Genomic DNA, 26209 nt, shown 5'->3' with positions numbered 1-26209 from the left:
GGAGATCGACCAATGCAGAAATTTTCCCGGCGCGCTTTCGCGACGCTGCTCGCGGTCTCCACCTTGCTGCCCGGCGCGGCGCTTGCTGCGGACGCGCTGAAGGAGATCCGGATCGACTGGGCGACCTACAATCCGGTGTCGATGGTCCTGAAGCAGAAGGGCCTCTTGGAGAAGGAGTTCGCCAAGGACGGCATCAGCATCGTCTGGGTGCAGTCGGCCGGCTCCAACAAGGCGCTGGAATTCCTCAACGCCGGCTCGATCGATCTCGGCTCGACCGCGGGCTCGGCCGCTTTGGTCGCCCGGATCAACGGCAACCCGATCAAGTCGATCTATGTCTACTCGCGCCCGGAATGGACCGCGCTGGTCACCACCAAGGACTCCAAGATCGCCTCGGTCGCCGATCTCAAGGGCAAGCGCGTCGCGGTGACGCGCGGCACCGATCCGCACATCTTTCTGGTCCGCGCGCTGCTCGGCGCCGGCCTGACCGAGAAGGACATCACCCCGGTGCTGCTGCAGCACGCCGACGGCAAGACCGCGCTGATCCGCGGCGATGTCGACGCATGGGCCGGTCTCGACCCGATGATGGCGCAGGCCGAGGTCGAGGACGGTGCCAAGCTGTTCTACCGCAAGGCCGACGCCAACACCTGGGGCATCCTCAATGTCCGCGAGGCGTTTTTGAAAGCACATCCGGATATCGTTCGCCGCGTGCTCGCCACCTACGAGGAAGCGCGGAAATATTCGCTGGCCAATTATGACGAGCTGAAGAAGACCTTCATCGCGGTGACGAAACTGCCGGATGCCGTGGTCGACAAGCAGCTCAAGGAGCGCACCGAGCTGACCCACAGCCGGATCGGCACCCCGCAGCGGGAGTCGATTTTGGCCGCCGGCCTCGCGCTGCAGCAGGCCGGCGTGATGGATGCCAAGACCGACGTGAAGGCCGCGCTGGATTCGCTGATCGACGACCAGGTCCCGCTGCCGACCAACTAGCCACCGCTGCACCCTCTCCTCTTGTGGGAGAGGGTGGCTTCGCGCAGCGAAGCCGGGTGAGGGGTTTTCTCCACACGGCGCGATCTCGCAAGCCGAAAGAACCCCTCATCCGTCGCAAACTTCGTTTGCGACACCTTCTCCCACAAGGGGAGAAGGGAGGGGGCCCCCCACCTTGCATTCCCCGCGAAGAGTCGTTCTTGCTATGGCCATGACCGTTGACCTGCCCGCGCTGGAACAGACGGCCACGCCGGAGACCGCGTCGGCGCGGTGGTCGCGCCTTGCGCGGCCGGTGCTCGGGCTCGCGGTGCCGGTCACGCTCGCGCTGGGCTGGGAACTGGTGGTTGCATCAGGCTATTCCAACGGCCGCCTGGTGCCGCCGCCGTCGAAGGTGTTCGAGACCATCGTGGCGCTTGCCGGCAGCGGCGAGCTGTTGCGCCATATCCTGGCGACGCTGGGACGGGTCGGCGCGGGCTTTGCGCTCGGCGTCGTCGCCGGCACCATCATGGGTGCGATCTCCGGTTACTGGAATTTCGCGCGCCGGCTGCTCGATCCGACCGTACAGGCCTTGCGCGCGATCCCCTCGATTGCCTGGGTTCCGCTGTTCATCCTGTGGCTCGGCATTTTCGAGACCTCGAAGGTCGCGCTGATCGCGGTCGGCGTGTTCTTTCCGGTCTATCTCGGCGTGATGGGCGCGATCCTGTCGGTCGATCGCAAGGTGGTCGAGGTCGGCCGCGTGTTCCGCCTGTCCGGCTTTGCGATGATACGCCGTATCCTGCTGCCCGCGGTGCTGCCGGCCTATGTGGTGTCGCTGCGGGTCGGGCTCGGTTTGGGGTGGATGTTCGTGGTCGCCGCCGAATTCATGGGCGCCTCCGAGGGCCTCGGCTATCTCCTGACCGACGGCCAGCAGCTCGGCAAGCCGGCGCAGATCCTCGCCGCGATCGTGATCTTCGCGATCCTCGGCAAGACGACCGACTGGCTGATCGAGGTTGCCGCCGCGCCGCTGCTGCGCTGGCAGGACGCGTTCGGCGCGCGGGGAGGGCAGTGATGCTGGCGCTGAAAGAGGTCGGCAAGACCTATCCGAACGGTGTGCACGCGCTGGAGCGGTTCTCGGCCGAGATCGCGCCCGGCGAGATCATCGCGATCATCGGCGGCTCCGGGTGCGGCAAGTCGACCTTGCTGCGCGCCATCGCCGGCCTCGATCGCGCCTCTACCGGCAGCGTGACGCTCGACAATGCGCCGATCACATCGCCTCACGCCAAGATCGGCATCATCTTCCAGGAGCCGCGGCTGCTGCCCTGGCTCAGCGTCGCCGATAATATCGGCTTCGGCCTCGCCGATCTTCCGGCCGAGATCAGGCGCGAACGGGTGACGGCGGCGCTGGCCCGCGTCGGTCTCGCCGATAAGGCAGCCGCCTGGCCGCGCGAACTCTCCGGTGGACAGGCGCAGCGGGTCGCGATCGCCCGTGCGCTGGTGCCGCAGCCCGAAGTGCTGCTGCTCGACGAGCCGTTCTCGGCGCTCGATGCCTTCACGCGGCGCGATTTGCAGGACCATCTGCTCGATCTCTGGGCCGACGCGCGCCCGACCTTGATCCTGGTCACCCATGATGTCGACGAAGCCGTGGTGCTGGCCGATCGCGTCTTGGTGATGCGGCCGCGGCCGGGTCGGCTGTTCGAGGCGATCACCATCAATCTGGCGCGGCCGCGCGACCGCAAATCCGAGCTGTTCGACACCTTCAAGCGCCGCGTGCTAACCGCGCTCGACCGCTCGCTGGACCGGCAGGTGCGTGAGGTCACGGACAAATCCAGCGCCGGCGAGGCGATGTGGTGGTGACATCGGCGCGGTAAGGCCTTACATCGAGAGGCTAAGAAGAATAGCCGGGAGCAGACCCATGGACTCCGCCGAACTCCGCGCAATGCAGGCTCCGATCAAGGAGCGCTACAAAACCGACCCCCAGGCCGCCGTGATCACGTTGAAGGCCAAGGGCACGATCGACAACGAAAGCCTTTCCTGCAAGGTCGAAACCGGCCGCGCGCTCGCGGTCGCCGGCCTGCATCCCGCCACCGGCGGCTCCGGGCTCGAGCTCTGCTCCGGCGATATGCTGCTGGAAGCACTGGTCGCCTGCGCCGGCGTCACGCTGAAATCGGTCGCGACCGCCGTCGAGGTGCCGCTGAAGGTCGGCAACGTGTTCGCCGAGGGCGATCTCGATTTCCGCGGCACGCTCGGCGTCGACAAGGAGGCCCCGGTCGGCTTCCGCGAGATCCGTCTGCGCTTCGACGTCGGCACCGACGCGCCGCAGGACAAGCTCGATCTCTTGCTGAAACTCACCGAGCGCTATTGCGTGGTCTATCAGACCATCAAGAACGGCCCGAAGGTGTCGGTGACGATGCAGCGGGTCTAGCCGGATTTAATCGGTGTCGTCCCGGCGAAAGCCGGGACCCATACGCCGTGCCTTCTCGATTCAAGCTTCGCTGTCCAACGGCTTTCGCTCCCCACGAATAGTCGTTGTTATGGGTCCCGGCCTTCGCCGGGACGACACCCGATGTCCCCCGAACTCCACTTCATCCTGCTCCTCGTGCTGCGCATGGCGGTTGCGGCAGCGTTCGTGGTCAGCGCGTCGATCATCACGGAGCGGTCGGGGCCGGTGATCGGCGCATTGATCGCAACCCTGCCGATCTCGGCCGGGCCGTCCTATACCTTCCTCGCGCTCGACCATGACGCCGCCTTCATCGCCGAGGGCGCGCTGTCGAGCCTGCCGGTCAACGCCGCGACGATCTTCATGGGCCTCATTTATGCGGTGCTGGCGCAGCGTTTCAGCATGTGGATCAGCGCGGGGTCCGCGATCGCGTTGTGGCTCGTGCTCGGCACCATCATCCGTCAGTTCGCCTGGACGCTAACCGGCGGGCTGATCCTCAACGCCATCGCGTTTGCGATCTGCATTCCGCTGCTCAAGCCGTATCGGCACGTCGCCAAGATGCCGCTGATCGCGCGGCGCTGGTACGACATCCCGCTGCGCGCCGCGCTGGTGGCGAGCCTAGTCGGCACCGTCGTCACCGCGTCGACCTGGGTCGGTCCGCGCGTCACCGGCGTGATCGCGCTGTTTCCGATCGTGTTTTCCTCGATGATGCTGATCCTGCACCCGCGCATCGGCGGCCCCGCCACCGCCGCCGTGCTCGCCAACAGCGCCTGGGGCCTGCTCGGCTTCGGACTCGGCATCGCCGTGCTGCATGTCGCGGTCGCGCAATTCGGCTCAGCGATCGGGCTCTCGTGCGCGCTCGCCACCTGCATCGTGTGGAATCTGGCGCTGTGGCAACTCGGCCGGAGGAAAGCCGTGAAGGCGTAACCGCGTCATTGCGAGGAGCGCAGCGACGAAGCAATCCATCCTGCCGCGCATGTGGAGCGATGGATTGCTTCGCTTCGCTCGCAATGACGGGTGAGGCACCCGTAGCCCGGATGAAGCGCAGCGCAATCCGGGGGCAGTCGTGCAACGGAGAGAGTTTCCCGGATTTCGCTGCGCTGCATCCGGGCTACGGCCTACTGCTTCGGCAATTTCGCCCGCAACGCATACAGCGCGTCCAGCGCCTCGCGTGGCGACATCTCGTCGGGGTGCAGTGCTTTGACCGCTTCGATCAGCAGATCCGCTTCGCTCGGCGGCTTGTCCTCACTGGCGGCGCGGGAGGGGACGGCGAACAGCGGCAGGTCGTCGGCCAGAGCGCGCGCGGTCTGGCCGCGGTCCTGGGCCTCGAGTTTCGCCAGCACCGATTTGGCGCGCGTGATCACGGCGGGCGGCAGGCCGGCGAGCTTGGCGACCTGGATGCCGTAGGACCGGTCGGCGGAGCCCGGCAGCACCTCGTGCAGGAACACGACGTCGCCCTGCCACTCCTTGACCCGCACCGTGGCGTTGAACATCCGCGGCAGTTTCGCCGAGAGCGCCGTCAGCTCGTGGTAGTGGGTGGCAAAGAGGGTGCGGCAGCGATTGCTCTCGTGCAGGTGCTCGATCGCGGCCCAGGCAATCGACAGGCCGTCGAAGGTCGCGGTGCCGCGGCCGATCTCGTCGAGGATCACCAGCGACCGCTCGCTCGCCTGATTCAGGATCACGGCGGTCTCGACCATCTCGACCATGAAGGTCGAGCGTCCGCGCGCCAGATCGTCGGCGGCACCGACGCGCGAGAACAGCCGGTCGACGATGCCGAGCCGCGCCCGCGATGCCGGCACGTAGGAGCCGATCTGTGCCAAGAGTGCGATCAGCGCGTTCTGGCGCAGGAAGGTCGATTTACCCGCCATGTTCGGACCGGTGATCAGCCAGAGCTGGCCGGATTTCTGTCCCGGCGCCGGAGAGAGATCGCAGGCATTGGCGATGAACGGCTGGCCGTCGCGCTTCAGCGCTTGCTCGACCACCGGATGGCGGCCGCCCTCGATCGCGAAGCCGAGCGAGCCGTCGACATCGGGCCGCACGTAATTGTCGTCGATCGCAAGCTTCGCCAGCGAGGTCGCGACGTCGAGCATCGCAAAGGCATGCGCGGCGTTGCGCAGATCGTCGCTGGCGGCGAGCGCCATCGCACTGAGCCGCTCGAAGATCTCGAGCTCGAGATTGAGCGCGCGCTCGCCGGCATTGGCGATCTTGGCCTCGGTCTCGCCGAGCTCTGCCGTCGTGAATCGAACCTGTCCGGCCAGCGTCTGGCGATGGATGAAGGTCGCGTTCAGCGGCGGAGCGAACAGCTTGTCGCCGTGCTGCGCGGTGACCTCGACGAAATAGCCGAGCACGTTGTTGTGCCGGATCTTCAGCGTCTTGATGCCGGTATCCTCGGCGTAGCGCGCCTGCATCGCGGCGACGACCAGCCGCGAGGCGTCGCGCAGATTGCGGCTCTCGTCGAGCGCGGCTTCATAGCCTTCGCGGACGAAGCCGCCGTCGCGCTTGATCAGCGGCAGCTGCTCGGAGAGTGCGCGGGAAAACTCCTGTGCCAGATCGCGCGAGGGGCGCCGCAACGCCGCCATCACGGTCGACACCTCGGCCGGCGGATTGGCAAGCTGGGCCAGCAGCTCCAGCGCCTGGTCGGCGGCCAGGATGCCGTCGCGCAGGCTGGCGAGATCGCGCGGACCGCCGCGGCCGACCGAGAGCCGCGCCAGCGCGCGCGACATGTCGGGCGCCGCGCGCAGCACCGTCCTGACGTCCTCGCGCGCGGCGGAATCCGCGACGAAAGCCGAGACGGCATCGAGCCGTCGCGCGATCACGGCGACATCGGTGAGCGGTGCGGCAAGGCGCTGCGCCAACAGCCGCGAGCCGGCCGCGGTCACGGTGCAGTCGATCGCATCGAGCAGCGAGCCGCGGCGCTCGCCGCCGAGCGTGCGCGTCAGTTCGAGGTTGGCGCGGGTCGCCGGATCGATCGCCATCGTGGTGCCGGCGGCCTCGCGCGCCGGCGGCGACAGCGGTGGACGCTTGCCGACCTGGGTGCGGTCGATATAGGTGACGGCCGCCGCCGCCGCGGTCGCTTCCAGCCGCGACATCGCCGACAGGCCATCCATGGTCGCGACCGCGAAATAGTCGCACAGCCGCCGCTCCGCGGTGGCGCTGTCGAACACGTCGCGGGTCAGCGGCGTCACTGACGGCAGCTCGCGCAAGGTCGGCGCCAGTTCATTATCGCTGTACAGCGCATCGGTGACGATGGCCTCGTTCGGATTGATGCGCGCCAGCGTGGCCGCGAGCTCCGCGGTCGCGCACTCCGTCACCATGAATTCGGAGGTCGAGATGTCGATCCAGGCAAGGCCAAGGCGATCCGCGCCGGCCGAGCCGCGGGCGCGCGCGATCGCGATCAGGTAATTGTTGGTGCGGGCGTCGAGCAGATTGTCTTCAGTCAGGGTGCCCGGCGTCACCAACCGCACCACGCCGCGGCGGACCACGCTCTTGTTGCCGCGGGCTTTCGCCTCCGCGGGATTTTCGGTCTGCTCGCACACCGCGACGCGATGCCCGGCGCCGATCAGCCGATGCAGGTAGTCCTCGGAGCGCTCGACCGGCACGCCGCACATCGGGATGTCGATGCCCTGGTGCTTGCCGCGCTTGGTCAGCACGATGCCGAGCGTCTTCGAAGCGATCTCGGCGTCTTCGAAGAACAGCTCGTAGAAATCGCCCATCCGGTAGAACAGCAGCAGGCCGGGGTGGGCGGCCTTGATCTCCAGATACTGTTCCATCATCGGCGTGACGCGCGACGGCGCCTCGGCGGCGGTGGCTTCGGGCGGAACGGGGATCGGCTGCTGAATGGTCATCGAAGCGTTTTCAAGAGAAGTGGGCACCGGTTCGCGTGAAGAAAACGCGTCCAAAGAAGAATCTGGAGCCCGATTCTGATTTCATCAGAACCGTCAGGGCTCCAGGGGGCGAAAACTACAGAATTTCGCCATGCGGTCCTATCCGCGAAGGCGGAGTTTTCCACCCTGTCCACGGGGCCTTTATGACAGCCCTCACGGTAATGCGTGCAGGGCGCGCAGCCGCGTCAATTGACCTGCCGGGGGCACGCTCCTAAAACTCCCCCCAAGTTCCAGCCGATCCAGCGCCTAAGTCGCGGCATTCAGGGAGAGATTCAATGCGTGATGTGTTCATTTGCGATGCCGTCCGGACCCCGATCGGCCGTTTCGGCGGTTCGCTCGCCAAGGTGCGCGCCGACGATCTCGCCGCAGCCCCGATCAAGGCGCTGATGGCCAAGCACCCGACCATCAATTGGAACGAGGTCGACGAGGTCTATTTCGGCTGTGCCAACCAGGCCGGCGAGGACAACCGCAACGTGGCGCGCATGGCGCTCTTGCTCGCCGGTATGCCGGAGTCGGTTCCCGGCCAGACCCTGAACCGGCTCTGCGCCTCCGGCCTCGATGCGGTCGGCGCCGCGGGCCGTGCCATCCGCGCCGGCGAGATCGATTTCGCGATCGCTGGCGGCGTCGAATCGATGACGCGCGCGCCGTTCGTGATGGGCAAGGCCGCGGAAGCCTTCTCGCGCTCGTCCGATATCTACGACACCACGATCGGCTGGCGCTTCATCAATCCGCTGATGAAGGCGCAATACGGCGTCGATGCGATGCCGGAGACCGGCGAGAACGTCGCCGAGGAATTCCAGGTGTCGCGCGCCGATCAGGACGCAATGGCGATCCGCTCGCAGCAGCGCGCGGGCGCGGCGATCGCGTCGGGCTATTTCGCCGAGGAGATCGTGGCGGTCCAGGTGCCCGGCGGCAAGGCCGGTCCCATCACCGTCGACAAGGACGAGCATCCGCGTCCGGAGACCACGCTCGAAGGATTGGCAAAACTGAAGCCGATCGTACGCAATCCGGGCACGGTGACGGCGGGCAACGCGTCCGGCGTCAATGACGGCGCTGCCGCGATGATCCTTGCCTCGGAAGCCGCGGTGAAGAAGCACGGCCTGACGCCGCGTGCAAAAATCCTCGGCCTTGCCTCGGCCGCGGTGCCGCCGCGCATCATGGGCATCGGCCCGGTGCCGGCGACCAGGAAGCTGGTCGAGCGTCTCGGCATCAAGGTGTCGGACTTCGACCTGATTGAGCTCAATGAGGCCTTCGCCTCGCAGGGCATCGCCTGCCTGCGCCAGCTCGGCGTCAAGGAAGATGCCGATTTCGTCAATCCGCATGGCGGCGCGATCGCGCTCGGCCATCCGCTCGGCATGAGCGGCGCGCGGCTGGTGCTGACCGCCGTGCACGGCATGGAGAAGCGGGGCGGGAAGCTTGCCTTGGCCACCATGTGCGTCGGGGTCGGTCAGGGCGTTGCGGTCGCGATCGAGAAGCTGAACTAAAACGCGAAGCGGGTGGGCGCCATCAGGCGCCCACCTTGACCAGGTCGGTCTTCGTGACATCGGTCGCGACGAAGTCCGAGTAGGACGACAATTCGCGCCCCTTGGTTTCCGGAAGCAGCAGTGCCGCGAGCAGGACGATGCCGTAGGCGCCTGCGGCAAAGATGCCGATTGCGTTGCCCAGACCCAAAGCCGATGCGGCCATCCCGACCACCATCGGGAAGAAGGCGGCGAGCCCGCGGCCGACATTGTAGCAGAAGCCCTGCCCGGCAGCCCGCACCTCGGTCGGATACATCTCGGTCAGCAACGGGCCCATGCCGCTGAAAATCCCCGACGAGAAGAAGCCGAGCGGGAAGCCCAGCACCAGCATCATCGCATCCGACACCGGAAGGTGCGTGTAGGCGTAGACGACGGCGCCGGAGCCGATTGCAAATGCGATGAATCCGATCCGGCGGCCGAGCGCGTCATTAAGGTAGGCGCTGACGATGTAGCCGAAGAAGCTGCCGATCACGACCACCAGCAGATAGCTGAAGCTGCCGATCACCGTGATGTGGCGCTCGGCCTGCAGAAACGTCGGCAGCCATGTCGTGATCGCGTAGTAGCCGCCCTGCGCGCCGAGTGCGAGCAACGAGCAGCGCAGCGTGGTCCACCACAGATGGGGGCCGAAGATCGCCAGCGTGCCGGGCGTTGAGCCAACGTCCTTCCGGACCTTGGTGAAGGCTTCCGGCTCGTCGACATGGCGTCGAATGAAGAACGTCGAGATTGCCGGCAGGATTCCGATCAGGAACAGGCAGCGCCAGGCGTAGTCCTGGGGGAGCAAGGTCAGGATCAACGTCGCCAGAACGACGGCCAGTCCCCAGCCGGCTGCCCAGGAGCCCTGCACGAAGCCTACCACCTTGCCGCGATTGCGCGCGCTGACGACTTCACCGATCAGCACGGCGCCGGCGGCCCATTCGCCACCGAATCCCAATCCCTGAAGGCCACGGCAAACCAGCAGTCCCCAGAAGCCGGTGGTCAGACCGCACAGTGCGGTGAAGACGGCAAACCACAGCACGGTGATCTGCAGCGTTCTTACCCGCCCCAGCCTGTCTGCCATGATGCCGGCCAGCCAGCCGCCGACCGCCGAAAGCACCAGCGTGCTGGTCGCGATGGTGCCGGCCTCGGCTTTTGTAATGAACGAGATGCCGATCAGGACGGGTATCGCCATGCTGTAGATTTGGACATCGAGCGCGTCCAGTGCGTATCCGCCGAAGCAGGCCCAGAATGTGCGTCGGCCGTCCTTGCCGAGATCGGTGTACCATTCGAACATGTTGCCGTCCCCCATTGATGATTTGACCAAGAGCCTGAAATTCGCGCCCACCGGCCGGACGATTGCGTGCCGTTGGCGAGCAAGGGGATCAGCAAGCGTCGTCCGCGCCGAAAATGGCGCGTGGCCTGTCCGACAACAGATCCGGATTTCGTCAGCGAGTATCGAGGTGCGGCCGGCCGTCGCTCATTTGCGCGGAATTCGGCGGCACATCGTCGTGGTTTGAGCGTGCCGCCCCGATGGGAGGCTCTCGCTTCGATCAGCCCGCTCGAGGTGCCCCTGGCCATGCCAAATCTCCCTGGTGCAGAGAGACATCATCATGACCGGCTCGTGAAATTGGAAATCGTCTTTATGGATCACTGCTGATCAGCTTTCGTTATGACCCAGGATATCGCGGGCCAAAGCTGCAATTGCGCCGGGCAATCCCTCGCCGGAGGAGAGCCAGCAGGCAATGAAGTTCAGTTTCGGCAATTGGATGGTCGACGGCAGCAGTCGAAGCGTTCCGGATTCGATCTCGCTGCGGATCACCACGGCTGGAATGGCGGCGATCCCGATCCCGTGCTGCGCCAGGGAGACGATGGTTGCCAGCGAACTGTTGGGAAATATTCGCGCCACCGGCAAATGCGGATCCGCAAGCGCCGCAACCAGTTCGGCATAAGGCTGAGTGTTGTGGGCGTAAATCAGGATCGGCGTCGATCCGATGCTGGCGCGCGTCAGCGCCGCGCCGCCAACCTCGAGGCGAGGCGACGCGGCCCATGCCAGCTCGAGCGAGCAGATCGGGCGTTCCTGGGCAGTGATTTCTCCGCTCGGTCCGAGCATGAAGGCCAAGTCGATCTCGCCGCCACGCAGCGCTTCGCGCAGATTGGCGGACACATCGGTCTGCACGTTCGGGGTCACCCCGGGGTGCTCGACATGCAGACGGCGCAGCAGCTCCGGCAGCAGGATATGAACGATCGTCTCGGCGACGCCAATCCGTATCAGACCGCGCATGCCGTGTTGCTCGCTCAGCGTGGAGACGACATCGGCCTGCAGCGCCAGCATGCGCCGCGCCTGGTCGAACAAGGCTGCTCCGAGCGGCGTGAGTGCAGGCCGCAATCCGCGTTCGCGGACCAGAAGGCGGATGCCATACTCGGCCTCCAGCGTTGCGATCCGCGCCGATATCGCCGGCTGTGTCGTGTTCAATTTGGTCGCGGCACGCCCAAAGCCTCCGAGCTGCGCCACCCAGTAGAACGCCTCCAGCGTGCGGATATCGATCATGCGGGCAACACCCAATGCAGTGCGGAATAGAACACCACGTTGTTCCGGCAACGCAACATTCGTTCCAAGGGGCGGGACGCGGCCAGAAGCTTGCCTTGGCAACTATCGGCCCTGGCGGCTGCCGGTCGCCGCAGATCGCGTGTCGAAAAGTCCAATTAAGACAGCCTCTTGCGGGCATTAAAAACAGCCCTTCCCCGAATTGGTTGTGTCCGATAATGATCTGCGGCGAGGCGCGCTTGCGCGCCCGTGGAGGAATTCGCCATGACCTTGTTGTACCCGCTGCAATCGCTCGCAGCCCATCCGGCGCGGCTGTCGCCGGATTATCGCTCCACCGTGAAGCGCTCGCCGCAAAAGCCGTTGATCCCGATGCGGCACACGCTCTCGGAGTTGACCGGGCCGGTCTACGGCCATGAGACCGTGCGCGCGCACGACAACGATCTCACCATCCAGGCCAAGGGCGAGCCGCTCGGCGAGCGCATCATCGTGCACGGCCATGTGCGCGACGAGGACGGCCGCGGCGTGCCGAACACGCTGGTCGAGCTGTGGCAGGCCAATGCCTGCGGCCGCTACATCCATGTCGTCGACCAGCATCCGGCGCCGCTCGATCCCAACTTCACCGGCGCCGGCCGCACGCAGAGTGACGCCGACGGCTACTACAGGTTCATCACCATCAAGCCCGGCGCCTATCCATGGGGCAATCACCACAATGCATGGCGGCCCGCACATATCCACTTCTCCGTGTTCGGGCATTCCTTCGTCTCGCGTCTGGTCACGCAGATGTACTTCCCCGGCGATCCCTTGTTTCCGTTCGACCCGATCTTCAATTCGGTGACCGATGAGAAGGCGCGGGCGCGGATGATCTCGTCGTTCGATCTCGACAACACCAAGCCGGATTGGGCGCTGTGCTACCGCTTCGATATCGTGCTGCGCGGCCGCAACGCCACGCCGATGGAGACCAAATAAGTGTCGAACCAACGCCCTGATGGAGTTACCCCCTCGCAAACCGTCGGTCCCTATTTCAAGTACGGCCTGACGCCGAACGGCGAATACGAATGGAACGACGCCTTCACCAACAACCTGCTGACGCCTGATACATCCGGTGAGCGCATCCGGGTCGAGGGCAAGGTCTATGACGGCGACGGCGCCGTGATCCCGGATTGCATGCTGGAGATCTGGCAGGCCGACGCGCAGGGCCGCTTCTCTGATCCGCAGGATGCGCGCGCGCTGCCGAACTCCTCGTTCAAGGGTTTCGGCCGCGCCGGCACCGACAAGAGCGGCGCTTATTCGTTCGACACCATCAAGCCCGGCTCAGTGCCGGACGCCGACGGCAAGCCGCAGGCGCCGCACATCGTGCTCGCGGTGTTCGCGCGCGGCATGCTGCTGCATCTCTACACGCGGATCTATTTCGACGACGAAGCCGGCAACGCCGCCGATGCCGTGCTGGCGCTGGTGCCGGCCGATCGCCGCGCCACCCTGATCGCAAAGAAAGCCGGCGCCGGCGGCACCTACACCTTCGACGTCCATCTGCAGGGCGACAACGAGACGGTGTTCTTCGACGTCTAGCCGGCCACGACCGCGCGCCGTGAGCGGCGCGCAAACCCTGCATTGAAGAGACGACCGAAATCCGCTGCGCGCCTTCGCCGCAGCGGATTTCGTTTGACTATGCGCAGCTAGTTATATAACAATATAGTTATATAACTGAGACGAGATAAAAAGCATGGCCGACCTCGATGCCGCCTTCTCCGCACTCGCCGACCCGACCCGCCGGGCGATCCTGGCGCGTCTCGCGCTGGGCGAAGCGACTGTCATGGAGCTGGTCGAGCCGTTCGAGCTGACCCAGCCCGCGATCTCGCGCCATCTCAAGGTGCTCGAGGGCGCCGGCCTGATCGTGCGGCGCGTTGAAGGCACCAAGCGGCCGTGCCGGCTGGCGCCGACGGCGGTGGCCGAGATCGATCAATGGCTCGGCATGCTGCGCCGCGCGCTCGAAACCAACTACGACCGGCTGGACGGAGTGCTGGCCGCCATCAAGCCCGAGAAGTGAAAGGTATCTCCATGAGTAAGCTGACGCTGACGACCGAAGGCGACCGCTTTGTCGTCGTCACCAGGCGCTTCGCCGCGCCGCCCGAGGCGGTGTATCGCGCACACACCGAGCCGGAGCTGCTGCAGAAATGGCTGCTCGGTCCCGAAGGCTGGACCATGCCGGTGTGCGTCAGCGAGCTCAGGCCCGGCGGCAAGATCCGCTACGAATGGACCGACGGCAAGGGCGGCGGCTTTCATCTGACCGGAGAATACCTCGCGCTCGAACCGTTCAGCCGGATCGTGCATGTCGAGCGCATGCATCTGCCGGACCCGACGCCGGACAATCATGTCGAGACGCAGTTTGCGCCCGACGGCAGCGGCACGTTGATGACCATGCGGATGACATTGCCGGACGCCGAGACGCGCGCGGCGATGCTCGCGAGCGGCATGGAGCACGGCATGGAAGACAGCTATGCTCGGCTCGACCGCATGAGCTGAGCACCACTGACGTGAGGGACAATGCGCGATCGCTTCCTGACCGGTCTGATCGGGTATCCGATCGCGCATTCGGCGGCGCCTGCGATGCACGAAGCGGCTGGCGCTGCGCTCGGCGTCCACGTCCACTACCAGCTGATCGAGGTCAAGGGCGCCGGGCGCGACGAGCTGCGCGCGATGCTCGATGGCGTCAGGCGGCTCGGCTTCGCCGGCGTCAACGTCACCTTTCCCTACAAGGAAGCGGTCATCGATCTCATCGATGATCTCGCGCCGGATGCGCGCGCGATCAGCGCGGTCAACACCATCGTCGCCGATGGCGCGCGTCTGGTCGGGCACAACACCGATGCGACCGGCTTTGCGCGGGCGATCGAACCGCTGCTCGCGTCCGCGCCGCGCGGTCCGATCGCACTGATCGGTGCCGGCGGCGTCGGCAAGGCGATCGCCTTTGCGCTCGCCGGCCGCGGCGTCGCCGGGCTCAGGATCTTCGATGCCGACGCCGGCAAGGCCGCGCAGCTTGCGGCCCAATTGGCGGATCGCCACGCGGTCCACGCCAATAGCGTTGCGGCCGCGGTGGACGGTGCCACAGGTCTCGTCAATGCGACGCCGGTCGGCATGCTGCCGAACCGCGACATGCCGGTGCCGGATGCGCTGCTGCGCTCGTCGATGTGGGTCGCCGATGCGGTCTACACACCGCTCTGGACCCCGCTGCTGACCGCAGCCAAGGCGAAGGGCGCAAACGTGCTGACCGGACGCGACCTCGCGATCAACGCATCGGCCGATGCGTTCAAGCTGTTCACCGGATTGACGCCGCCGCATGAAGCGATGGCAAATGCGTTCGACGCCGTGATGGCTGCTCGCTACGCGCCGCCGGCCGCTTGAAACGCGGCCATGCGCTTCGAGATGGCGTCGAGGAACAGCCGCACGCGTGTCGGCATCTGCCGCCCTTGCGCGAACAGCGCGCAGACCGGCGCGGGATCGCTGCGCCAATCCGGCAGCACCTGCACCAGGCGTCCGGATGCGAGATCGGGCGCGACATCGACCCAGCTCTTCATGATCAGGCCGGCGCCATCGACGGCCCAGTCATGCGCGACCTCGCCATTGTCGCAACGCAGCCGCGACGACACGTCGATCTCGGCGATGCGGCCATCGCCGTGCGCCAGCCGCCACCGCGCCTCCGCGCCTCTGTTGTAGAGCAGGCAATTGTGCTGCGTGAGATCCGCGGGCGAGGCCGGCGCGCCGTGTCGCATGACATAGCCGGGTGAGGCCGCGATGATGCGGTGATTGTCGATCAGCTTGCGCATGATCAGGTCGGAATCGCGTGGCATGCCGATGCGGATCACGACGTCGATGCGCTCGTCGATCAGTTCGACCAGGCGGTCCGTGAGCATCAGCTCGACCGACATCTTCGGATGGGTCAGCGCGAGATCGCGGCAGACCGGACTGACATGGGCGCGGCCGAACGCAACCGTGGCGCTGACCCGCAGCACGCCCTGCGGCTCGACGCGGCCATGCGCCAGTGCGGCCTCCGCTTCATCGACCTCGGCGAGGATGCGCTGCGCCCGGTCGAACAGCCTTTGCCCCTCCTCGGTGAGCGCGAGGTGGCGCGTGCTGCGCACGATCAGGCTGGTGTCGGTCCGCCTTTCCAGCGTCGCGAGCCGCTTGCTGACGACGCTCAGCGCGATGCCCATCTCGCGCCCGGCGGCGGACAGGCTGCCGGTGGCGACGATCTTCACGAAGGTCCGAAGCTCGGTGATGTCGTCCAGCACGATTTATTTCCGAAAAGTGGAGAATATATCCATCTTGCGGAGGATAATACTCAAAACGGAAAGAGAATAGGTTGATTTCCATCAGCAAGGAGATCAGCCATGACCCAGTCTTCCTCCACCCACCTCAGCCGCCGCGAAACCCTCCAGGCCGTCACAGCCGCCGGAGCCCTCGCTGCCGCCGGGCTCACCGCGGCCCAGCCGGCGAAGGCCGCATCCGAGACCCAGACCTCACCCAACGCCGGCGGCTTCTGGCCCAACGGCGCGCGCCTCGCGGTCAGCCTGTCCCTGATGTTCGAAGGCGGCGGGCAGCCGATCTCCGGTGCCGGCGGCGTCATCCCTGATCCGATCGAGAAGGGTGTGCCTGACCTGCCGACCAATGCGTTCTTCGCCTACGGCCACTACGAGGGAATCCCGCGCCTGCTCGACCTGATGGACAAGCACGGCATCAAGCTGTCGTCCTTCATGATCGGCAAGGCGGTCGAGACCTCGCCCGACATCGCCAGGGAGATCGTGCGTCGCGGCCATGAGGCCGCCGCGCATGGCCGGATCTGGAGCAACTCGTACCAGTTGCCGAAGGATCAGGAGAAGCGCTTCATCGCCGACAGCGTCGAGACCATCCAGAAGATCACGGGACAGACGCCGATCGGCTGGAACGCGTACTGGATGCGCAACTCGGTTCACATCCTGGAGACGTTGCAGGATCTCGGCTTCCTCTATCACATCGACGAGCCGAGCCATGACGAACCGTTCATCGTGCCGGTGCGCGGCAAGGATTTCGTCACCGTGCCCTACACGATGCACATGAACGACATCGTCTCGTTCCCGTTCCAGGGCTGGAATCCGGCTGCCTACGAGCAGGCGCTGAAGGACGAATTCGACCAGCTTTACGAGGAAGGCGCGAAGCGGCGGCGAATGATGGTGATCAGCCTGCACGACCGCATCTCCGGCCATGCCGGCCGTGCCCGGGTGCTCGATCGCTTCCTGTCCTATGCCAAGAGCAAGGGCGACGTCTGGTTCGCGCGCAAGGACGAGATCGCCCGCTATGCGCTGGCCAATCGCGCCAACACGCCGGTGATCCAGCGCGCTTCGCCCAGCGTGACCGGCTTGCCCGGACCGACGGCCTGATCGCGGGAGGCATCGATGCTCGACCACGTCACCCTGCGCACCAGCGATCTGGAAGGCACCCGCGCCTTCCTCGAAAATCTCCTCGACGTGAAGCCGGGCTATCGCCCCGGCTTCGCCTTCCCCGGCTATTGGCTCTATGCCGACGGCGAGCCGGTGGTGCATCTGATCCCGGGCGAGGGCACGCGCAACGATCCGCGCGGCGAAACCATCGATCATGTCGGCTTCCGGCTCGAGGGCTATGAGGCCTACCGCCACAAGGTCGAGACGCTCGCCATTCCCTATTCCACGATGGACCTGCCGGAGCTCGGCGAGCGCCGGTTGTTCGTCCGCACACCGACAGGCATCCTGCTCGAACTGGTGTTTCGCGAGCGCGAGGCCGCAACGAGGAGCAAAGACCATGCGTAATGTTTTGGCCGCCACAGCGTTTGCCATGGCAGCGTTGCTCGCGGCGCCGGCAAGCGCCGACGAGGTGAAGATCGACGATCTCGTCGTCGCGACCACCGCCCCGGCGGCCGGGTCCGATGCCACGGTCGCAGCCGCGAAGGCGTTCTACCAATTCTGGAACAGTGGCGACGAGGCCGTGTTGAAGCGTGCGATCGCGGACAATTTCGTCGATCACACCCTGCCGGCCGGCCGCCCGCAGGGACCGCAAGGCCCGGCTTTCGCCTCGAAGAATTTCCGTGCCGCAGTGCCGGACCTCTCGGTCGAAGTGGTCAAGATGATCGTGGCCGGCGATTACGTCACCGTGCACATGCAGTTCCGCGGCCATTTCAGCGGCAGCTTCGGTGCGACCAAGGGCAGCGGCCAGGCAATCGATTTCATCGCCACCGATTTGATCAAGGTCACAGGCGGCCACGTCACCGACAACTGGCATATCGAGGACAATCTGACCCTGCTCTCCAAAATGGGCGTCGCCAAGCTTACGCAGTGATGCCGCGGCGGCAGACGATTTTCTGCCGCCGGATGCATCGACCGGCCGGACCGCTCCGCTATGATGGGTGCCTGTCCCCGCGACTTCAGAGGCATCCTTCATGACAAAAATCAGGATCGGTCTGGCCGGCTGCGGCTTCGTGTCGGAGCTGCATATGTATGCCTATCGGCGGGTCTATGGCATCGATGTCGAGGTGCGGGCGGTCGCGGCGCGCGGCGATCATGTGGTCGAGTTCGCGCGCAAGCATGGAATCCCGAACGCCTATCGCAGCTTCGTCGAGCTGGTCGCCGACGCTGATATCGACGTCATCGACATCTGCACGCCGCCGAACCTGCATGCCGCGATGATCGTCGAGGCCATGCAGGCCGGCAAGCACGTGATCTGCGAGAAGCCGTTCAGCGGCTATTTCGGCCGCGAGGGCGACAAGGCGCCGATCGGCAGGCACGTCCCGAAGGCCGTGATGTACCAGCGCGTGATGGAGGAGATGGAGACGACCCGCGCTGCGATTGCGAAAACCGGAAAGCTCTTCATGTATGCCGAGGACTGGATCTACGCGCCCGCGGTGGCCAAGACCGCGGAGATCATCCGCACCACGCGCGACAAGATCCTGTTCATGAAGGGCGAGGAGAGCCATTCCGGCTCGCATGCGGCGCATGCCGCCGAGTGGGCGATGACCGGCGGCGGCTCGCTGGTCCGGATGGGCTGCCATCCGCTGTCGGCGGTGCTTTATCTCAAGCAGGTCGAGGCCCGGGCGCGGGGGGAGACGATTGCGGTTGCGAGCGTCACCTGCGACGTCGGCAATGTCACGGCCGGCCTCAAGCCGGAGGAGCGCGCCTACATCAAGGCCAACCCGGTCGATGTCGAGGATTGGGGCACGCTGACCGTGACCTTCTCCGACGGCACCAAGGCCACGGTGTTTTCCGGCGACATGATCATGGGCGGCGTACGCAACCTGATCGAGACCTATACCTCAGGCGGCTCGCTGTTCGCCAACATCACGCCGAACACGCATCTGACGAGCTACCAGACCTCCGAGGAGAAGCTCGCCTCGGTCTACATCACCGAGAAGGTCGATCGTAAAACCGGCTGGCAATATGTCTGCCTCGAGGAGGAATGGACCCGCGGCTATCTGCAGGAGATCCAGGATTTCATGGAGTGCGTCGCGACCGGCCGGCAGCCGCTCGCCGATCTCGCGCTGGCCTATGAGACGACGAAAGTGAATTACGCCGGCTATTGGGCCGCGGACGAGGGGCGGCGGGTGGTGCTTTAGCCCGGCCTGCGTCTTCTCCCTTCTCCCCTTGTGGGAGAAAATGGCGCGCAGAGCGCGCCGGATGAGGGGTTGCTTCCGCGAACTCAATCGCTCGAAGAATTCGCGGAGAGAGACCCCGCACCCGGATCGCATCTTGCGATGCGATCCGACCTCTCCCACACGCAAGTCGGGCTTGCCCGACTTGCGCAGCTTCATGGTGCGCAACCGTGGTGAACCTCGGTTGCGTGGGAGAGGTGCACCGCCGCTGCGGCTCGATTACTTCGTCGTCGACCTACGCCCCGTACACCGAGCCCTTCGGCAGCGGAAACACCGGATCCTGCGTCCGGATGTTGGTCGGCCATACCACGGTGATCCGCTCGCCGGCGTTCTGCATCACGACCGGCGTCGAGCGCTCGTTCTGGCCGGACATCGGCGTATCCGGCGGATAGAATTTCACGCCATAGCCCTGGATGGTGCCGCCCGGCGGGATGTCGACGTCGAGTGCCGCCTTGCGGATCGCCTCGGGATCGAAGCCGCCGTACTTCTCCTTGGCGACCGGCAGCACGTTGTTGAGCAGCACCCAGGTCTGGTTGAAGCCCATCGAGCAGTGCGGCGGCACTTCGGTGGCGCTGGTCTTCTCGCGATAGCGCGCCACCATCACCTTGGTGAGGTCGCCGACCCCGGGCGCCAGCTTGGCGGGATCGAGCAGCTGCGCCGGAACCGGATCGATGTTGCAGAAATTGTCGATGTCGGCACCGAAGGTGGTGCGCAGCTTGTCGAGCTGGCTGTAGCCGGCGCCGGCGCCGAACAGCATCTTGAACTTCAGCCCGCTCTCGCGCGCCTGGCGCAGGAACAGCGTGATGTCGGGGTTGTAGCCGGCGTGCGAGATGATGTCGGCCTTGGCGCGTTTCAGCTTGGTCACCAGCACCGAGAGGTCGGGCGCGGAGGCCGAATAGCCCTCCTTGAGCACGACCTGCAGCCCGGCTTCCTTGGCGAAGGTCTCGTCCGCGGCGGCGACGCCGACGCCATAGGGGCCGTCCTCATGGATCAGCGCGACCTTGACGTCCTTCGGCTCCATGCCGAGCCTGGCCTTGGCGTGCTCGGCGAGGAAGCCGCCGAAGGCCTGGCCGTATTGGTCGGAATGGATCTGCGCGCGGAACACGTATCGCAGGTTCTTGTCCTTGAACACGGCGGTCGAGACCGCAGTCGTGATCCAGAGGATGCGCTTCTGCTGTTCGACCTTGGCGGCGAGCGGCACCGCGTGCGAGCTTGCGAACACGCCGTTGAGGATGTCGACCTTCTCCTGGTCGATCAGCCGATTGGCCTCGTTGATCGCCACGTCGGGCTTGCTCTGGGAATCGACGTTGACCGGCGCGATCTTGTACTTGCCGCCGACGCCGCCCTTCTCGTTGACGAGATCGATTGCGATCTGCGTGCCGATCGAGGAGGCGACCGAGCCGCCGGCGGCAAACGGACCGGTCAGGTCGTAGATCACACCGATCCGGACCGTCTCGGCCTGCGCCTGCGCGCGTGTCCAATCGAAGCTGAAAGCAGCGGCGGCAGCCGCTGAAGTCTTCAGCAGCGTCCTGCGTGAAGTCGGCATCGCGTCCTCCCCTGAAACCGCCAGTTGTGTGACGGGCATTTATTTTTCGCGGAGTATTGGGAGGCGAGGTCGGAAAGTCAACGCGATTGCGGCGGCGGCGTCTTGCGCTTTCGGAGGGGTGAGCGGAGTTCTCTCCCTCGTCATTCCGGGGCGCGCCTCTCGGCGCGAGCCCCGGAATGACGAAAGGAAACCTACTCCATCACCGCGGCATGATCCGGCGCCGCCGACTGCGAGCGCAGCGTGGCCTTGGTCGAGCCGATCATCAGCGCGAGCGGGATCGAGACCAGGATGAACAGCATCACCAGCTGGTAGTCGTGCGAGAACGCGATGATCTGCGACTGCGCCGCCACCATCCTGTCGGCCATCGCGCGGCCGGCATCGGTGTTGAGGTTGATCATGCCGGACACGTCGGGCATCTGCAGCGCATGGTTGAACGGGTTGATCTGCTCCGACAGCTTGGCGTAGATCCGCCGCCCGCCTTCGGTGAGCTGCGCGATCACGATCGAGATGCCGACCGAACTGGCGACGTTGCGGAACAGCGTCAGCATCGAGGTGCCGTCGGTGCGCAGATGGCCCGGCAGCGTCAGGAACGCCACCGTCGACAGCGGCACGAACACGAGGCCGAAGCCAAAGCCCTGGATCACGCTGACGACGATGATCTCGCTCGCCTGCGTCATGTCGGTCCAGCCGGTCATCTGGAACAGCGAGGCCGCGGTCAGTGCCAGTCCGGAGACGATCAGCGTGCGCGCCTCGATATAGCGCATCAGGCGGCCGACCAGCATCATCGCGACGAAGGTGCCGGCGCCCCGGGTTGCCAGCAACAGGCCCGCGGTAATGATCGGATAGCCGACCACGTTCTGCAGATAGGGCGATGACAGCGCCATGGTCGAGTACAGCACGAGGCCCATCACCGTCATGAACACCACGCCGCCGAGGAAGTTCCTGTCCTTGAAGATCGCGAACTGGATGAATGGTCGGTCCGTCGTCAGCGAATGGGCAAAGAAGAAGTAGGTGCCGACCGCAGCGATGATGAACTCGATCATGATTTCGTTGGATTCCAGCCAGCCGAGCTGTTCGCCGCGGTCGAGCGCGAGCTGCAGCGAGCCGATCGCGACCGCGAGCGCGCCGAAGCCGAACCAGTCGAAGCGCAGCTCGTGATCCTGCTTGGTTTCGTCCATGAACACCGCAAGGCCGAGCACGGTGATGGCGCCGAACGGCAAATTGACGAAGAACACCCAGTGCCAGGAATAGGTCTCGGTCAGCCAGGCGCCGAGCGAGGGTCCCATGATCGGGCCCATCATCACGCCCATGCCCCAGATCGACATCGCCTTGGCGCGCTCATGCAGCGCGTAGGAGTCGAGCATCACCGCCTGCGACAGCGGCACCAGCGCCGCGCCGAACACGCCCTGCAGCAGTCGGAACAGCACCATCTGGTTGATGTCCTGCGCCAGGCCGCACAGCACCGAGGCGAGGGTGAAGCCGGCCGAGCAGATGATGAAGATGCGCTTGCGGCCGTAGCGGTTGGCGATCCAGCCCACGGGCGCGGTCATGATCGCGGCCGCGACGATGTAGGAGGTCAGCACCCAGTTGATCTGGTCCTGCGAGGCCGACAGCGAGCCCTGCATATAGGGCAGTGCGACGTTGGCGATCGTGGTGTCGAGCGCCTGCATGATCGTCGCGGTCATCGCGCAAATCGTCACCATGTTCCGGCGCAGGCCGGGCACGGCGGATGGTGACGGTGCATTCATCGCGACTTAGTCCTGATGATCCGGATGCGCCGAGGCCGACGACAGCCCGAGCAGACTGGCCAGGCTGCGGCGGTGGTTGGTGTCGATCGTCGCGTAGACGCTCATGCCGGCCTTCAGCTTCTTCACGAACGGATCGTTCTCGTCGAAGTAGATCCGCACCGGCACGCGCTGCACCACCTTGACGAAATTGCCGGTGGCGTTCTGCGGCGGCAGGATCGCGAATTGCGCGCCGGTGCCCGGCGACAGCGAGCCGATCTTGCCCTTGAACCGATGGTTCGGGAACGCGTCGACATCGAGCTCGACCGGCTGGCCGACCGCGACATAGGTGAAGTCGCTTTCCTTCGGATTGGCGTCGACCCAGGGATGGTCGACGTCGATCACCGAGAACACCGGCGCGCCGGCGGTGACGAAGCGGCCGAGCTGGATCTGGTCGACCTGGGTCGCCACGCCGTCCATCGGCGCGCGCAGCACGGTGTGATCGAGATTGCGCTGGGCATCGTCGAGCTTGGCCTTGGCCTGGGCATAGGGCGGGAATTGCTCGATCGGCAGGTCGACGTCGCCGAGCAACTGGGTCTTGTCCTTCGAGATCTGCTGCTTGATGTACTGTGCCAGGCTCTCGGCGGTCACCTGCGCGTTGGCCGCATTGTCGAGGTCGAGCTGCGAGCCGAAATTCTGCTTTGCGAGCGTCGACTTGCGCTCGACGTCGCGCTTCTTCAATTCGATGCTCTGCTGGGCGAAGTCCAGCATCCTGGTGTTGATCTTGATGTTGTCGACCAGCGTGTCATAGGTGGTCTTGGTCTGGTCGAGCGCGGCCTTGGCCTGCGCGACCGCGAGGCGGAACGGCACCGGATCGATCTCGAACAGCTCGTCGCCCTTCCTGACGTGCTGGCCCTCCTTGACGACGATCTTGTCGATCTTGCCGGAGATCTCGGGCGTGATCAGCACCTTCTGGGCGCCGACATAGGCGTCGTCGGTGCCGACATAGCGGCCGCCGTTGAGATAGAACACGATGCCGCCGATCGCAGCGATGGTCGGCAGCACCACCAGCAGCAGCAGGCGGCGATAGCGCCGCAGGCCGGCCATCAGCCGACGGCGCGGCGCGCGGCTGGCCTTGCCCGCCGGCGCTGGCTCGCTCTTTAGCTCTGGCGCCAGCTTGAGGACGGGTTCAGCCATAGCGTTGTTCCTTTCGGGAGGGCTCGCCGGCTGGGCTTTGGATGGCATTGCGAACGTTTTCCTTGATCGATTCCAATTGGGTGAGCAGGCGATGCGCGTCAGCCGGGCTGATGCCCTCGAGCGCGGTCGCGGTGAGTTCGGAGCGCAGGCCGGCCAGCTTGCCGAGCAGCGGGCGCGCGGCCTTCTTCAGATAGAGGCGGTTGACGCGGCGGTCATTGTCGTCGCTGCGGCGCTCGATCCAGCCATTGTCGCAGAGCTTGTCGATCATCCGCGTCAGCGTGATCGGCTGCATCTCGAGCAGCTCGGCGAGCTCGGTCTGCTTCAGCCCTTCCTGGCGTTCGACTTTCGACAGCACCGCCCATTGCGCCCGGGTGATGCCGTAGCGCGCGGCCTCCTTGTCGGCATAGACGCGGATCAGCCGGAACAATTCGCCCAGCGTAAACATGAACTCCGTATCCACGGAACCGCGCATCGATGCTGCCTCCATAAGCTTGGCATATAATAAGCTTGCTTATGATTTCTGCATGCCGGGTTAACGGGAGGCTGCCCCGCACCGCGGACATGGCTGCAAGGCAGCGGACGACCGGGCATGACCGGGCCGGGCTATGGGAACGGGCGCAGAAATGCTACATATCCGGGCAATGAGCCTGGCCAAGCCGACATTTCCCGCCCCCGACCACGATCACGGCCGCTGCGCCGCGGACGCGATGGCGCATGCCGAGCAGGTGTGTGCGCGCCGTGGCCAGAAATTCACCCCGATCCGGCGTCAGGTGCTGCAGGCGCTGCTGTCGAGCCATCGCCCGCTCGGCGCCTATGAGGTGATCGACGAGCTGGCCAAGACCATGCCGCGGCCGGCACCGATTACCGTCTATCGCGCGCTCGACTTCCTGATGGAGAACGGCCTCGTGCATCGCATCGAGAGCCGCAACGCCTTCCTCGCCTGCGCCCACGACCATGACGAGACCTCGATGGTAGCGTTTTTGATCTGCGACCATTGCGGCTCGGTCGGCGAAATCCCCGCCGCCCCCGTCGCGCAAAGCCTGACCGCGGCGGCGCGGGCCTCGGGCTTCATCCCGAAGCTCTCCGTGGTCGAGATCGCCGGCACCTGCGCGCATTGCCAGAAATGATTGTTCTTGTCCGCGACACTTCTCCGTCAGTGCGCGGATCGAAGCGACGAAGCCATCAGCTCGCAATGATGTTGGAGGCAAGTTCCCCCTTACACCCTCCCCTGGAGGGGGAGGGTCGACACACGTTGAGCGCAGCGAAATGTGTGTCGGGGTGGGGTGACGGTCTATCGTATCGGAAGCCGTCCGTGAGGAGAGATCACCCCACCCCGGTGCACATTTCGCTGCGCTCCATGCGCACCGACCCTCCCCCTCCAGGGGAGGGTGGGCAGCAAATGAGCATCCGCTAGAACAACAACGGCAGCAAGCCGGTCCGCGAGGAAACATGTCGACCCAAGCGATCTCCGCCAGCGTTTCGAGGCCCGTCAGCGTCGGCCATGGGCTGCCGCCCGGCGCCATCGCATTGATGCTGATGCTGTGCGTGAGCTGGGGCTTCAACCAGCTCGCGGTCAAGCTCGCGCTGCCCGACGTGCCGCCGATGCTGCAGGCGTTGATCCGCTCCTCGGGCGCGCTGCCGGTGATGCTGCTCGTCGGCTGGCTGCGCGGCGTCAAGTTCTTCGAACGCGACGGCACGCTCGTCCCCGGCATCATCGCCGGCCTGATGTTCGGCTGCGAGTTCGTGCTGATCTTCACCGGCCTCGTCTTCACCTCGGCCTCGCGCGCCTCGGTCTTTCTCTACACCGCGCCGTTCTTCGTCGCGCTCGGCTCGCACCAGTTCCTCGGTGAGCGTCTCTCCACCGTGCAGTGGAGCGGACTGGCGCTGAGCTTCGCCGGCGTCGCGCTTGCGATCGGCGTGCCGCAGCCCAACGTCGATGCCAGGGTGCTGCTCGGCGACCTCATGGTGGTCGGCGGCGGCGCGCTATGGGCGGCAACCACGCTGGTCGCCAAGGGCACCAGCCTGCGCAAGGCGGCGCCGGAAAAGGCGCTCGGCTACCAGGTCGCGATCTCGATTCCGATCCTCGGCCTCGCTGCCTGGATCGCGGGCGAGCGCATCGAGCATGTGCCGAGCGCGCTGTCGATCTCGCTGCTCGCCTATCAGGCGGTCTGGGTGGTGGGCTGCACCTTCGTGATCTGGTTTGCGATGGTGAAGACCTATTCGGCGAGCAAGCTGTCGGCCTTCACCTTCGTCACGCCGCTGTTCGGCGTGGTCGCGGCCTATTTCATCATGCACGACACGCTGACCCCGGTATTCGGCGTCGCCGCGCTGTTCGTGATCGCGGGGCTCTATCTCGTCAACAAACCCGACCCGAAGGTGACGCCGGACCCGAACGTGCCGGCGTGAGCCACGCCCGCAAGGCGAAGCCCGCGGTCCGATATTGATCTACATCAACACGGTCACCAACGATCCGTGAAGCCTCCGACGCGAGAGATGCCGTGGAGGCGCGCTGATGCGAATCGATGCCACCGATGCAATCGAAGCCGGAATCCGGTCCGCATTCACCGCATATTCCAGAGAGGATGATCCGGACTGGCGCAGCTCGTGCTGGATCAAGCCGGATGAGTGCTCCCATCTGGCAAGGAGCATTTTGAAGGAATTGGCGGCCAGAGGATTTGAGATCGTCAAGAAGCCGGCTTGACCGTCTCGAGACCCGGACAATTCATTGTCGCGAGAATGCGGATGTTTGACTCACAAGTGGCGCAACGAATT

Annotated in this window: 26 protein-coding genes; 18 read left to right on the top strand and 8 right to left on the bottom strand. The window is 65.4% G+C overall.

The genetic code is table 11. The features are described from left to right. Positions 1-12 precede the first annotated feature (12 nt). The 5 genes from BRSPCE3_RS31660 to BRSPCE3_RS31640 all read left to right on the top strand — a co-directional run bounded on the left by BRSPCE3_RS31660 (position 13) and on the right by BRSPCE3_RS31640 (position 4327). Positions 13-987 carry an aliphatic sulfonate ABC transporter substrate-binding protein gene (locus tag BRSPCE3_RS31660; protein ID WP_244070366.1) on the top strand — a complete coding sequence of 325 codons (975 nt, stop codon included), beginning with the start codon at positions 13-15 and terminating at the stop codon, positions 985-987. 208 nt (positions 988-1195) lie between these two features. Next, complete coding sequence (locus BRSPCE3_RS31655) at positions 1196-2032, top strand: ABC transporter permease (protein ID WP_244070652.1); 837 nt, start codon at positions 1196-1198, stop codon at positions 2030-2032. Next, on the top strand, positions 2032-2817 hold the full coding sequence (locus tag BRSPCE3_RS31650) for an ABC transporter ATP-binding protein (protein ID WP_244070364.1): 786 nt from the start codon (positions 2032-2034) through the stop codon (positions 2815-2817). Before BRSPCE3_RS31655 ends, BRSPCE3_RS31650 begins: the two co-directional genes overlap by 1 nt. A gap of 58 nt (positions 2818-2875) precedes the next feature. Then, positions 2876-3385, top strand: a complete 510-nt coding sequence (locus tag BRSPCE3_RS31645) for an OsmC family protein (RefSeq protein ID WP_100951020.1) — start codon at positions 2876-2878, stop codon at positions 3383-3385. A 141-nt stretch (positions 3386-3526) separates the two neighbouring features. Then, a complete protein-coding gene (locus BRSPCE3_RS31640; RefSeq protein WP_244070362.1) occupies positions 3527-4327 on the top strand; it encodes a hypothetical protein in 801 nt (266 codons plus the stop codon). Between the two features lie 191 nt (positions 4328-4518). Here BRSPCE3_RS31640 and mutS read toward each other — a convergent pair whose 3' ends face one another. Further along, complete coding sequence (gene mutS / locus BRSPCE3_RS31635; protein WP_244070361.1) at positions 4519-7245, bottom strand: DNA mismatch repair protein MutS; 2727 nt, start codon at positions 7243-7245, stop codon at positions 4519-4521. Between the two features lie 314 nt (positions 7246-7559). Here mutS and pcaF point away from each other — a divergent pair, with 314 nt between their 5' ends. Beyond that, on the top strand, positions 7560-8768 hold the full coding sequence (pcaF, locus tag BRSPCE3_RS31630) for a 3-oxoadipyl-CoA thiolase (RefSeq protein ID WP_244070358.1): 1209 nt from the start codon (positions 7560-7562) through the stop codon (positions 8766-8768). A 22-nt stretch (positions 8769-8790) separates the two neighbouring features. Here the strand turns inward: pcaF and BRSPCE3_RS31625 are convergent, their stop codons facing one another. Together BRSPCE3_RS31625 and BRSPCE3_RS31620 are read right to left on the bottom strand one after the other, a co-directional pair. Further along, entirely contained in the window at positions 8791-10074 is a 1284-nt protein-coding gene (locus BRSPCE3_RS31625) for an MFS transporter (protein ID WP_244070356.1), read from the bottom strand. Positions 10075-10437: 363 nt separating this feature from the next. Further along, complete coding sequence (locus BRSPCE3_RS31620) at positions 10438-11430, bottom strand: LysR family transcriptional regulator (RefSeq protein ID WP_244070354.1); 993 nt, start codon at positions 11428-11430, stop codon at positions 10438-10440. Positions 11431-11589: 159 nt separating this feature from the next. Here BRSPCE3_RS31620 and pcaH point away from each other — a divergent pair, with 159 nt between their 5' ends. The 5 genes from pcaH (at position 11590) to BRSPCE3_RS31595 (ending at position 14721) form a co-directional block, all read left to right on the top strand. After that, a complete protein-coding gene (pcaH, locus tag BRSPCE3_RS31615) occupies positions 11590-12291 on the top strand; it encodes a protocatechuate 3,4-dioxygenase subunit beta (RefSeq protein ID WP_244070352.1) in 702 nt (233 codons plus the stop codon). Continuing rightward, positions 12292-12891 (top strand): protocatechuate 3,4-dioxygenase subunit alpha, encoded by a 600-nt coding sequence (gene pcaG / locus BRSPCE3_RS31610; RefSeq protein ID WP_244070350.1) that lies wholly within the window; start codon positions 12292-12294, stop codon positions 12889-12891. Between the two features lie 154 nt (positions 12892-13045). After that, the gene (locus BRSPCE3_RS31605; protein WP_244070348.1) at positions 13046-13369 is read left to right on the top strand and encodes a helix-turn-helix transcriptional regulator; all 324 of its coding nucleotides are present in this window, start codon (positions 13046-13048) and stop codon (positions 13367-13369) included. Positions 13370-13380: 11 nt separating this feature from the next. Continuing rightward, positions 13381-13845, top strand: coding sequence for an SRPBCC domain-containing protein (locus tag BRSPCE3_RS31600; RefSeq protein ID WP_244070346.1), 465 nt, complete (start codon positions 13381-13383; stop codon positions 13843-13845). A 21-nt stretch (positions 13846-13866) separates the two neighbouring features. Further along, positions 13867-14721, top strand: coding sequence for a shikimate dehydrogenase (locus tag BRSPCE3_RS31595; RefSeq protein WP_244070343.1), 855 nt, complete (start codon positions 13867-13869; stop codon positions 14719-14721). Here BRSPCE3_RS31595 and BRSPCE3_RS31590 read toward each other — a convergent pair. Further along, positions 14700-15608: a LysR family transcriptional regulator gene (locus tag BRSPCE3_RS31590; RefSeq protein ID WP_244070341.1), complete on the bottom strand. Its 909-nt coding sequence runs from the start codon at positions 15606-15608 to the stop codon at positions 14700-14702. The two genes, BRSPCE3_RS31595 and BRSPCE3_RS31590, sit on opposite strands and share 22 nt — an antisense overlap. Before the next feature lie 99 nt (positions 15609-15707). On the opposite strand from BRSPCE3_RS31590, the gene BRSPCE3_RS31585 reads away from it, so the two are divergent. The 4 genes from BRSPCE3_RS31585 (at position 15708) to BRSPCE3_RS31570 (ending at position 18934) form a co-directional block, all read left to right on the top strand. Further along, positions 15708-16733 carry a polysaccharide deacetylase family protein gene (locus tag BRSPCE3_RS31585; protein WP_244070339.1) on the top strand — a complete coding sequence of 342 codons (1026 nt, stop codon included), beginning with the start codon at positions 15708-15710 and terminating at the stop codon, positions 16731-16733. Positions 16734-16748: 15 nt separating this feature from the next. Next, positions 16749-17138, top strand: a complete 390-nt coding sequence (locus tag BRSPCE3_RS31580) for a VOC family protein (RefSeq protein WP_244070337.1) — start codon at positions 16749-16751, stop codon at positions 17136-17138. After that, entirely contained in the window at positions 17131-17664 is a 534-nt protein-coding gene (locus BRSPCE3_RS31575; protein ID WP_244070336.1) for an ester cyclase, read from the top strand. The genes BRSPCE3_RS31580 and BRSPCE3_RS31575 overlap by 8 nt, the downstream gene beginning before the upstream one ends. Positions 17665-17764: 100 nt before the next feature. Next, entirely contained in the window at positions 17765-18934 is a 1170-nt protein-coding gene (locus BRSPCE3_RS31570) for a Gfo/Idh/MocA family protein (RefSeq protein ID WP_244070334.1), read from the top strand. Positions 18935-19205: 271 nt separating this feature from the next. Here the strand turns inward: BRSPCE3_RS31570 and BRSPCE3_RS31565 are convergent, their stop codons facing one another. The 4 genes from BRSPCE3_RS31565 to BRSPCE3_RS31550 form a co-directional block, all read right to left on the bottom strand. Then, complete coding sequence (locus BRSPCE3_RS31565) at positions 19206-20516, bottom strand: ABC transporter substrate-binding protein (RefSeq protein WP_244070332.1); 1311 nt, start codon at positions 20514-20516, stop codon at positions 19206-19208. Positions 20517-20707: 191 nt separating this feature from the next. Beyond that, positions 20708-22264, bottom strand: coding sequence for an MDR family MFS transporter (locus BRSPCE3_RS31560; RefSeq protein ID WP_244070330.1), 1557 nt, complete (start codon positions 22262-22264; stop codon positions 20708-20710). Positions 22265-22270: 6 nt separating this feature from the next. Next, a complete protein-coding gene (locus tag BRSPCE3_RS31555) occupies positions 22271-23437 on the bottom strand; it encodes an HlyD family secretion protein (RefSeq protein WP_244070328.1) in 1167 nt (388 codons plus the stop codon). Next, positions 23430-23909 (bottom strand): MarR family winged helix-turn-helix transcriptional regulator, encoded by a 480-nt coding sequence (locus BRSPCE3_RS31550; protein ID WP_244070326.1) that lies wholly within the window; start codon positions 23907-23909, stop codon positions 23430-23432. Before BRSPCE3_RS31550 ends, BRSPCE3_RS31555 begins: the two co-directional genes overlap by 8 nt. Positions 23910-24078: 169 nt before the next feature. Between BRSPCE3_RS31550 and BRSPCE3_RS31545 the strand changes: the two genes are divergently transcribed. The 3 genes from BRSPCE3_RS31545 to BRSPCE3_RS31535 all read left to right on the top strand — a co-directional run bounded on the left by BRSPCE3_RS31545 (position 24079) and on the right by BRSPCE3_RS31535 (position 26138). Next, the gene (locus BRSPCE3_RS31545; protein WP_028338147.1) at positions 24079-24564 is read left to right on the top strand and encodes a Fur family transcriptional regulator; all 486 of its coding nucleotides are present in this window, start codon (positions 24079-24081) and stop codon (positions 24562-24564) included. A gap of 322 nt (positions 24565-24886) precedes the next feature. Then, positions 24887-25843: a DMT family transporter gene (locus BRSPCE3_RS31540; RefSeq protein ID WP_244070324.1), complete on the top strand. Its 957-nt coding sequence runs from the start codon at positions 24887-24889 to the stop codon at positions 25841-25843. A gap of 106 nt (positions 25844-25949) precedes the next feature. Beyond that, positions 25950-26138, top strand: coding sequence for a hypothetical protein (locus BRSPCE3_RS31535; RefSeq protein WP_244070322.1), 189 nt, complete (start codon positions 25950-25952; stop codon positions 26136-26138). The last annotated feature ends 71 nt before the right edge of the window (positions 26139-26209 follow it).

This window comes from Bradyrhizobium sp. Ce-3, from assembly GCF_022835695.1.
GTDB lineage: Bacteria > Pseudomonadota > Alphaproteobacteria > Rhizobiales > Xanthobacteraceae > Bradyrhizobium.
This window is presented reverse-complemented; position numbering and strand designations above follow the sequence as displayed.